This is a genomic window from Bartonella pachyuromydis, assembly GCF_039543065.1.
Taxonomy (GTDB): Bacteria; Pseudomonadota; Alphaproteobacteria; order Rhizobiales; family Rhizobiaceae; genus Bartonella; species Bartonella pachyuromydis.
Genome location: NZ_BAABJA010000052.1, coordinates 1 through 1023, shown reverse-complemented (window position 1 = coordinate 1023; position 1023 = coordinate 1). Strand labels below are relative to the sequence as shown.

The window sequence follows — 1023 nt, the reverse complement described above, 5'->3', positions numbered from 1 at the left end:
TTAAAAGCGGTAGCGTATTCCGCCGGAAAAACTTGCTCCAGATATACCGGCTTTTTGCAGCTTTTGTTGGTAATTCACATCGGCATGAAGGGCAATATTTTGTGACAATTGTGCATTTACACCAAGCCCGCCTTCAAGGGATGCTCCCATAGTATCAAGATGGAATGTATCTCCAATCTGTATTGTACTATTGTCAGCAAAAGCTTTAACAATGTTTACTTTACCATAGAAAGAAACGACACAGTCTTTTTCAGCAGGAAGAGTGGTTTGCGTCAAACGCCCACCAACACGCACTAACCATTGATGAGGGTTACCCATATTCACTTCAAAATTATCAACATCTTTGAGAGTGCCAAGCGTGAGATGTTGATACACAAATTGCGCTTGTGGTTCAAAGAGCAATCCTGGTGCATTGGTAAGGAGTCTTTGTCCGATGGTCGCTGATGCACTGAGTGTATTCTTGTTACTCAATTCTGCAGTATTTCCTACGAGAGCTGTTTTGATATTTCCTTTGAGCATTCCATAGGAGAAGAGGGCATTGATATAGATGCCATTGTCATGATTGAGGTTACCATAAGCAGCAAGCGACCACTTATCGAGTGTTGTTTTATCAGTACCTTTGATATCTTTAGGTGTGAAAGCAAGTTTTCCATAGGTTCCAACAAGACCAAAATTTGTGGTTATATTTTGATCTTCTAGCGCGGCCAATGTAACGCCTGCTTGTAAGGCTGCATAGGAAAGATCAGCCCCATAACCATATTGCAATGGAGTACGGTGAGAAGATAATGTCATCTTATTCCCATAAGAGGATAAGAAGATGCCTCTATTTTTATGATCCTTTGTTTCAAATGCTGTTGCCCGCATATTGTTGATTAGCGTATTTTGATTATTCACATCAGCAAAACCAGCGGAGAATAGAGCATTGGGCATGACTAAATAGCTTGCCACCTGTGGGACAAGAGCTAAAATCTTTCCTTCATCATCAAGGGTTTCTTTTTGCAGACGGAAATCCCAGAAATCTTT

The 1023-nt window shown here is 41.0% G+C and carries 1 protein-coding gene; it reads right to left on the bottom strand.

Going from position 1 to position 1023, the window contains the following annotated elements:
* A partial coding sequence (locus ABD917_RS08685; protein ID WP_345119662.1) for an autotransporter outer membrane beta-barrel domain-containing protein occupies positions 1-1023 on the bottom strand: 1023 nt, incomplete at its 5' end.